Raw genomic sequence first — 312 nt, 5'->3', positions numbered from 1 at the left:
ACTCGTTGTCTATAGTATTTTTATTGTTGTAGCTTTTCGGCTCTCTTTTTTACTCATGTTAGACATCACCGCATTTTTAAAAAATACACATACTTGGATATTATTAGCTAGTGTTCTTCCGCTTAGCTTATTTAGCTTTGTAAAGCTTGGACTTTACCGAGCTGTACTTCGTTACATGAACACACAAGCAATGTGGGCTATTATTGCTGGCGTTGTGCTCTCTACTGTATATTTAACCGTTTTGTCATTCTTTTTAAGTGCCCCTGTTCCACGTACAGTTCCCTTTATATACGCAAGTTTTTGTATTTTATT

1 pseudogene is annotated in these 312 nt (G+C 35.6%); it reads left to right on the top strand.

Going from position 1 to position 312, the window contains the following annotated elements:
* Positions 1 to 312, top strand: a pseudogene (locus CWB99_RS24475) (polysaccharide biosynthesis protein); the annotation flags it as partial.

The sequence above is a fragment of the Pseudoalteromonas rubra genome (assembly GCF_005887095.1).
GTDB classification, from domain to species: domain Bacteria; phylum Pseudomonadota; class Gammaproteobacteria; order Enterobacterales; family Alteromonadaceae; genus Pseudoalteromonas; species Pseudoalteromonas rubra_E.
This window is presented reverse-complemented; position numbering and strand designations above follow the sequence as displayed.